General features: G+C 53.5%; 6 protein-coding genes. 5 read left to right on the plus strand and 1 reads right to left on the minus strand.

Translation table 11 applies throughout. The features are described from left to right. The first annotated feature begins 131 nt into the window (after positions 1-131). The 5 genes from GTW51_RS17990 (at position 132) to GTW51_RS18010 (ending at position 6,575) form a co-directional block, all read left to right on the plus strand. A complete protein-coding gene (locus tag GTW51_RS17990) occupies positions 132-1,433 on the plus strand; it encodes a metallophosphoesterase (protein ID WP_163045440.1) in 1,302 nt (433 codons plus the stop codon). Continuing rightward, positions 1,430-2,515: a GTPase-associated system all-helical protein GASH gene (locus GTW51_RS17995; protein WP_163045441.1), complete on the plus strand. Its 1,086-nt coding sequence runs from the start codon at positions 1,430-1,432 to the stop codon at positions 2,513-2,515. Before GTW51_RS17990 ends, GTW51_RS17995 begins: the two co-directional genes overlap by 4 nt. 110 nt (positions 2,516-2,625) lie before the next feature. After that, entirely contained in the window at positions 2,626-3,552 is a 927-nt protein-coding gene (locus GTW51_RS18000) for a TRAFAC clade GTPase domain-containing protein (RefSeq protein WP_163045442.1), read from the plus strand. An 81-nt stretch (positions 3,553-3,633) separates the two neighbouring features. Then, entirely contained in the window at positions 3,634-4,626 is a 993-nt protein-coding gene (locus tag GTW51_RS18005; protein ID WP_163045443.1) for a TRAFAC clade GTPase domain-containing protein, read from the plus strand. A 2-nt stretch (positions 4,627-4,628) separates the two neighbouring features. Next, positions 4,629-6,575 (plus strand): GAP1-N1 domain-containing protein, encoded by a 1,947-nt coding sequence (locus GTW51_RS18010; RefSeq protein ID WP_163045444.1) that lies wholly within the window; start codon positions 4,629-4,631, stop codon positions 6,573-6,575. A 34-nt stretch (positions 6,576-6,609) separates the two neighbouring features. Here the strand turns inward: GTW51_RS18010 and GTW51_RS18015 are convergent, their stop codons facing one another. Then, on the minus strand, positions 6,610-7,656 hold the full coding sequence (locus GTW51_RS18015; RefSeq protein WP_163045445.1) for a helix-turn-helix transcriptional regulator: 1,047 nt from the start codon (positions 7,654-7,656) through the stop codon (positions 6,610-6,612). Positions 7,657-7,832: the final 176 nt, after the last annotated feature.

Genomic DNA, 7,832 nt, shown 5'->3' on the forward strand with positions numbered 1-7,832 from the left:
TCATGTTATGGTGGGCAACAATCCAGGCAGATATAAACTAATAATTTCGTATATTAAAACATCTTAACTCTTTTTATGGTTCTGAATACCACTCCTGTAGGCGGCGAGCATTATAGAATAAGGGAATTATCGTGTTATTTCTCCATCTGTCTGACATTCACTTCCGCGCTAGTGAAATTGACCGTGATGACGATCCAAACGCGGGACTGCGCGACGATCTTGTCCACGATGTTCAGCTAATGCGCAGGCGAATTGGAAGGGCCGCGAATGCGATTTTGATCTCAGGTGATATCGCGTTTTCTGGAACGAAGCGTGAGTATGATTTTGCGTTCTCATGGCTCCATTCCAAACTGTGCCCCGCAGCAGGTTGTGAAATAGAAGACGTCTTTGTAATTCCCGGCAACCACGACGTTGAATGGTCTCAGGCGGCAAAACCATTACATCGTGACGCCCGTGCAAAATTACGATCGTGCGACGCCAAAGATGCTGACAAATTTTTGAGAGAATACCTATCTGATAACTTTTCCGCACAACTAATGTTTGCGCCAATAGATAACTATAATCGCTTTGCGGCGCGCTTTCTTTGTTCTATTGGGCCCTACGATGAGGCTCATCCTGATATCAAGCCCTTCACAACACGCGACTGGGATATGGAGGACGGTTCCAAGCTACGAATCTGGGGCTTCAACTCGGCTTTGATATCGGACGCGCAGGATTCTCCAAACCAGATGTTTGTTGATCCGGCGGGAGCACAGATCCAAAGGGAATACGGCGTGGCCCATGTCGTGATGTGTCACCACCCGTACGGCTGGCTGAAAAATGGCGCCGGCTTTCGTGAGCGCATAGAAGCGGTCGCAAAGCTGCATTTATTCGGTCATGAGCACACTCGACGAATCGAAGAGGGGAAGCATTTTACTACGATACGTGCGGGAGCTGTCCAGCCAGATCGTGATGAGCCGGGATGGGATCCAGGCTACAACTGGATTGGCCTCTCAATCGGATACGAAGGCGATAAGAGGTACCTCGATGCCGAGATCTGGGTCCGGAAGCGAGAGGGAGCGCGGTTCATCGCTGTGCCTGATCACGACCAGGCTGAGACGTGGCAAGCACGACATCGGCTTTCTGAATGGTCGGCACCCATTGTTGTCGATAAGCCACATGTGGGGGCGACCACTGTCATGACGCCACCCGATGAACCCAAGACATCTTCAACAAGTGTGTCAGCCAGGATTGTAGCAAGCAAGATGTTTCGCTTGGCAGAGCATGTGCAGCGGCAAATAATTGTGCACCTCTCTTTAGATCAAGATGGCGATCAAGGTCTAAAGGATTATGAATTTGTCCTTGCGGCAGTAAACCGAGCAAAGTCGCAGAATAGACTTCCAGCGCTTAACGAAATGACCGATGAAGCGTTATACGGCCAAGGTAACAAATGAGCAATTCTGAAAACACTTTCTCGTTTATTGATCGCTATAAAGGGTTTCAGCCTGTCGCAGATCGATCTATTGTAGAGGCGCGTCGCGCCAGTCATAAGAGGCTACGAACAGAGACTGGCAAATCCGCAGAAAAAATAGTTAGCATAGTATGCTTGTCATTCGGCATATTGGAACATCAGGATAATTCGCAATCTTGGATTGAAGGGATCGTAAAAGAGAAAGATCCTCATTTCTCTCTTTCGAGAGACGTAAATGAGGCAAGGATAATTGCTACCCTCGTTTTAGAGGACCTGATCGCGTCTGGGTATAAAATAACACCGGCCATGGTACTCGTCGGAAGTTTCTGCGGGCGTAGGCGGACCGTAGACAACGGGGAGATAGTCGCCGCGGCGCGGGCTTCCTTGGCAAGTCAAGGTCGTTCCCGGGGTCTAAGGTATGAGAATCGTATAGCCGCTCCGGCTTGGCGGGATGTATCGAAGACGCTGTCAGCCGCGAAGGCAGGCGACGCAGCATCACTGCATGCTGCAATCGAAGCCGTCGCAGGGGAAGCGAAGGAAGCTGAGAAGCGGCTGACAGCTAAATTCAATGAGGCGTTGACGGACCTCACGGTTGAAAATCGCCGACTTGCCGAAGAAGTCGATCTCCTGTGGTGGCACATCGGTCGCTGGAGCTATCTCTTGGATCGTCCGCTATCGGAGATCGATGATCACGCCCTGCCTTTCCTTGTGGGCGTTGATATCGCGACAATGATCAATGTTCTTCCAGGACCTCATGGTGCCTTGGGTATCATACGGGATGCCCTTGGGCCGGAGGCCGACGCAGAGCAGTCGATCGCAGAAACACTGACCGCCCTTGGTGACCAAGATCGCGCTATCCTGCTTAAGGGCATCTCGAAACCAATCGGTGTCGTTTCTTCGCTCCACTTCGGCCTTGGCTTGCTTGATGAAGAGTCCCTGGCGAGCGCAGTCCCTGCCGTCTTTCAGAAGCGGACTTCCCTGTCGATGGAAGCCAAACTTTCACGATTCGAGATCGCAGTGCAGGCCTTCTATGAACGCATGTTCATGAAGCTGGACTGGCTCTGATGGCCAGCGGTGCTCAGTGCGTCAGAGATGACTGCAACGTAGCCACGACCGGCATATGCGCCCTTGGAAATGATCCACTCGAATCTTGTCCGGAGTACGGGCACGATGAGATGGACCTCGATCTCGGCGAGGATGCCTCGGAAACTGAAGAGGGATCTGAAACTCCTCCGGAGGAAAAGGGCCGGCTGCGCCGGGGGGAAGTGCTCAATCGGGACGAACTGTGGCCATTCCGTAAATCCTTTTCCACCACCACGATTTCTCTGGTCAGGGACGTGAAAAGTGGAAAATCCACACTGATCTCAGCGCTTTACGCGTCATTTTGCAAGGGACCGCTTGCTGAATATTCCTTTAAGTCGAGCTATACACTCACGGCGTTTGCACGCCTTCATCATTCCGCTCTTGTCCGATCGGAACGGGATATTCCCACAACCCCTCGGACTAGCCGCCAAGATGTGGGCTTCTTCCATCTAAATGTCGTCGGGCCCGGAGGAGAGCAGCACATAATGATCGCGGATCGATCTGGAGAGGATTTTCGAGAGGCACGACGAAACACGGATCTGATCCCAAATCTATGGGAACTCCAGATGGCGGACAGGGTCTGTTTCATTCTCGATGCCGGCAGAATGGTGAACCCGGAGACACGCACTGGCTACAAGCGGGAGTTCAAGCAGCAGATATGGGCGCTCCTTAACAACAATGCCGTAGCGCCGGGCAGTACCCTCGAAATCTTGTCCACTAAGCTCGATCAGCTCGCCCCAGCCGGGCATTCCATACCTGATCTTGATGAACTGGGGGAGTTTGAGAGAGCCGTAGTGAGCGAATTTGGGCAGGCAGGTCACAGAGTCGACGTTCGGCGGATATGTGCGTTACCTCGGTCAAACTACGCGGTCGGCATCCTTGGTCTGGAGGATCTTCTCAGGGGGTGGTCGCACGAAAAACCGGCAGGTGTCGCCCTCCCACTTCCTGCGGTAGCCCCGGCCCGCTGGATCGACCAAATGATGTCGCCTCATAGATTGTGTGCGGACCGGGTCGGCTAGAGGGTGGCCCATCGCCCTTGGTGGGGATAACGCCGCAATGTGAGACTATTCGGACGGACCTAAGTCAGGAAAATGCGCCAGATGACCCGCCATCGTCATGTAGTAATGGGCTTTCAATCATCGGGGAAGACGACCTTTGCTGCGGCGCTTTGGCACCTTGTAGATTCACGAGAGGTTCCTACCGCCCTCACGAAAGGATCGCACAATGGTGATTATCGTTATCTAGAGGAAATCGCATCTGCCTGGGAAGAAGGCTGGCAAGTCATACACACCCCGTTTGGAACCTGGCAGCCCATTACCATCAATCTTCGGTCGGACGGCCTGGACGACGAGGTTGGCCTCTCTTTTATCGACATGTCGGGAGAAACATTCGAGCAAATTTTCGTTAGGCGCGAATTCGATACCCAAATCGAAGAAATGATTCGCGGGTGTGAGGGGCTCATGTTGTTCGTCACGACGCTACGAGCTGTGGACGATGTTTCAATTGTCGACATCGGCATCGCGATGCCCGACGAGATGCCTAAAGAGATGCCTGACTTGGCTGAAGAGGGCCACAAAGGAGATGGCGCTGGTGCGCATTTGGCCAATGTTGAACCTGACGCCGATGGAAATGCACACGATACCGCTTCGTCACAAGTTTCCAGTTCCCCAACGGACCTTCTAGAGCCGGTAGAGTTCAAGCCCGAGCATACTCCAAGACAGGTTCAAATAACTGATCTCCTAGACTCATTCAGTGAGCACGATATCGGCCTTTCGCCCGCCCGAGTTGCCGTCATTGTTTCGGCATGGGACAAGGCTCCCGAGGGAATTACTCCGCAACGCTGGTTGGCAGAGCGTATGCCTTTGCTGGATCAGTACCTGAAGAGCCACGCCCATCGCTTTGACACGAGGATCTACGGCGTTTCGGCGCAAGGTGGACATTTGCCAAAGAAGGAAGAGCCAGGGCAGCCGAGTGACAGAGTCGCGTTGTTGGCGGAGCCAGTGGCAAGTCGCCGCATACGGGTCGTGGGTCATGGCGCAGGCCCGCACGATCTGACCCACCCTATCGCGTGGCTCAGCGGGCTTGATCGGTGACAATGCAATCGCAGACGCTCAAGATTGATCAAGCTCTCTACGGCTATGTCGATGGCCACAGGCAGCTTGCAGCGTCTCTCAATCTATCTTCCAGCGACGCTTACGATCTGGCGGCACGCTCGGATCTTGCGCCTGGTGCGCGAATGTCCGCAAGCTCTAGCTATATCAACGGCTTCACCCTGAAGGAAAGCGGTGCGTTCGCGTATATCAAGACTTGGTCCGCGCCGGAACAATCGAGGCCGGGGTGCGTATGGAGCCACATTCTGCTCCTTCCCCGGGCATTTCTTTCTACGCAGATCGACCTCGGAGTCCTCCAGACGCTTTTCAGCCGACCTGATCCTGGGATTTCATTTGATAGGTATAGCGAGAAAATAAACGTTCGCCGTCTCGCGAAGTCCCCTCCCGCAGATCCCGCGCTCGTAGCGGTCATTACGTCCTCTTACTATCAAAACGAGGAAGTAATTTGCAGCAAAATTCCTGGTGAAGAATTCGAAAGATCGTTGCTAGCGGTATGGTCTCAGCAATGGCCGAAACTTAGATCAGAATTCATGTTCAGCACAGTCTTCACCTCTGATAATTCTAAAAACAAGGGCCTAATTATCAGAGTATCTACCAGTAAATATCAATCGTCAGTCGTGGATAGGGAGGCAAATTACCGACTGGATTGGCTGCCGGCAGCTGTATCTGACGCCATTTCTCCAAATATCACGCACCTTCGTCGTTTTCTATGGCGATATGGGAAAGACGTATCACGACCTAAGAAGGCATTCGAACAGTTGATCCGAACTCATTTGGCAATAGAAGGCGGAGAACGTATCAGTCTGTCGGCTGATGATATTATCAATCGGTTCCCGAAGCCTCTAGACGCGGCGACATTGAAAAGAGATTTGCTTGGAGCCCCGGCGGGAGCGCCGCCCCTTGTTTCTCGCCTTGATGGAAAGGGTTTCGTAGAACTCGCCACGCACGCGCAAGCTCTCTCTACAGGGCTGGTGAAGCCAGATGAGGTCGGGAATGCTATTGCGGCGTTCGACCAACTGGATATCAAGAGAGCCGCACTAGCGCTCCACAGCGTACGCGACACTTTCGAGTTTGATAGAAATTTCATCCGTGAACTGTTGGTGCAGAATGTTGAACCGGCAACGTTGGATGATGCAAGCATCCCAATTGATTTTGTGCTTGATGCGCTTCGTAACAGGCCGGAATTGATCGGGAAGCTCGACCTCGATCGCCTGGAAGAATCTGACGTTATTGGCCTTCTGGAGATCGCTGACGATCCTGAGGCCACCCGTCGACTTCTCAGAAAACTGATGAGTCTTCCTCGGACAGGTACAGCAAAAGACGCAGTGGCCAAATTCAGCGGCGATGCGTTTGTTGAGGCGGTTCGCCTTTGTGTGAGCGACGAACTCGGAGCGGATTGGCGTGATACATTCTCTAGTCATAGTCGTGAGGTGATGACCAGAGCGCTTCCGGAACTTAGTGGCAAGTTAGAGATCTTCCACGCTCTCTCCCTTATATATTTTTCTATGGAGATTAATGAAGCGCCTAAAGACGTATGGGAGGCAGCCAATCGCTCCGGCGCCGATGCAACGACCAACCAGAATATCGCTGTTGATGCCTATCTCATAGCCTTTGCGTTAAGGTATGGACTGTCAGAATCAATCGACGTAATTCAGGATGTACTGCCTAGGCTGAGGATTGTCGCATTAAGAAATAGTTTCACTCCGCATACACGAGTTTTTTTGGAGAGAAGCCTGCCCCATATTTCTAATGACTGGGATATTAACAAAAGGCTTCTTAAGATCCTGAGGAGATCTCGTCGCAAGGGTTTGGATGTAACGAGATCATTAAAACGGATGGACCTTTCCGATTCAGAAATCGCTTATATCTTAGAAGACGACAGTCAAGGCGATAATTCTAGTATCTTTCGGATTTTCTTCCCTTGGAGTTGATAGTCTTCATGCAATGCGCTTGATTCGATATCTTCTATCTATTAAGGGCGGAGATTGAACTCGCGAGGTGCTGTTCGACCTCCTGCCGCCAGAACAGGACCGTCCCAACACGGGCATCCTCGAAAATCGGTACGATGCCATCTGCCTTCAGGGCCCTCTTTGCCTGCTGCTTCTTCATGGACAGCGCTGCCGCGACCTCGTCGAAACGCATGGTCTGTCCCATCAAAGTCTCGACGTCGGCGAGGCGGACCACCCAGCCGCGGGGACCACCTCGTCCGTTGATCCTCTGACGTGCCGGCAAGTGGCCATCCTTGACCAGCCGGTAGAGAATGCCCTTGTCGTACCCCATGCGATCCGCTGCGATCCGCAGTTCGATCTCGCCCTCTTCCATAGGGAACAGAATCCGATAGATCTCGGACTTTCTGAACAGAAGGCCTTCCAGAGACTGCGACTTAGCGAGACGGCCCTTCCAGGAGACCTCGCCCGCCTCGACGTAACCGACGAGGGCTGCAAAAGTGACGTGGCACCGCCGAGCAACCTCTTCGATGCCATAGTCTTCAGGGCCGGCCTCATTCACCAGAACGGCGCCTGAAAGCATCGCGTGCCGCAACGACGCAACCTTTCTCTGGTCGAACTGACGCCATCTCCCGTTCTGGCGATCCGCGAGGAGAAAATCGCAGCCCGCCATGTACTTCGCCCCGATCCCGAGGAGAGCAGCGGCCTCGGTCACGCTTACAGGTCCATCCGTACTGAGCCCCTCCCCTGGTCGGTGCCTCTGCTCAAGGAGCTTCCTGCGCGGCGGCAGGGCGTCAGCCGGGAACGTCACCTTGTCCGGTGGCAGAGCATCCGTCTCCGGGCCGATTACATCCGCCCGGCGGAGATAGCGACGCGTTCCGCTGACATTCAAGCCGTACTCTTCGGCTGCGCTGACGATCGAATGAACAAGGCGCTTCGGCGGACGTCGCTGCATGAAATGGCCAGTGCTGGACATCGGAAGCCTGGCGAAGGCAACACTGCAGATCTCATCCATCACCGGCTCCCAGAACGCGTCGTCGGTTCGATCCAGGCATTCGCCGAGCATGCCCAGGATCGACTGCAGCCCGAAGCGGCGCTCCCGACTGACACGCGCATGTTGATTTCCACTGAGAGCTGACCCAGGATTTCCATCAAGAACTGACCCGGCTTAGATGATGTTGGACTGGTCAGGTGGTGGTCAAGTTCCGTGTTTTCTCTTTCGTCGGTTTCTCGCATTTGGCC

Origin of the sequence: Aurantimonas aggregata (genome assembly GCF_010500835.1) — a bacterium.
Taxonomy (GTDB): Bacteria; Pseudomonadota; Alphaproteobacteria; order Rhizobiales; family Rhizobiaceae; genus Aurantimonas; species Aurantimonas aggregata.

Coding starts and splice junctions, on each gene's coding strand:
- GTW51_RS18010 (WP_163045444.1), top strand. CDS start 4,629: ATGCAATCGCAGACGCTCAAGATTGATCAAGCTCTCTACGGCTATGTC.
- GTW51_RS18000 (WP_163045442.1), top strand. CDS start 2,626: ATGGACCTCGATCTCGGCGAGGATGCCTCGGAAACTGAAGAGGGATCT.
- GTW51_RS18015 (WP_163045445.1), bottom strand. CDS start 7,656: ATGCTCGGCGAATGCCTGGATCGAACCGACGACGCGTTCTGGGAGCCG.
- GTW51_RS18005 (WP_163045443.1), top strand. CDS start 3,634: ATGACCCGCCATCGTCATGTAGTAATGGGCTTTCAATCATCGGGGAAG.
- GTW51_RS17995 (WP_163045441.1), top strand. CDS start 1,430: ATGAGCAATTCTGAAAACACTTTCTCGTTTATTGATCGCTATAAAGGG.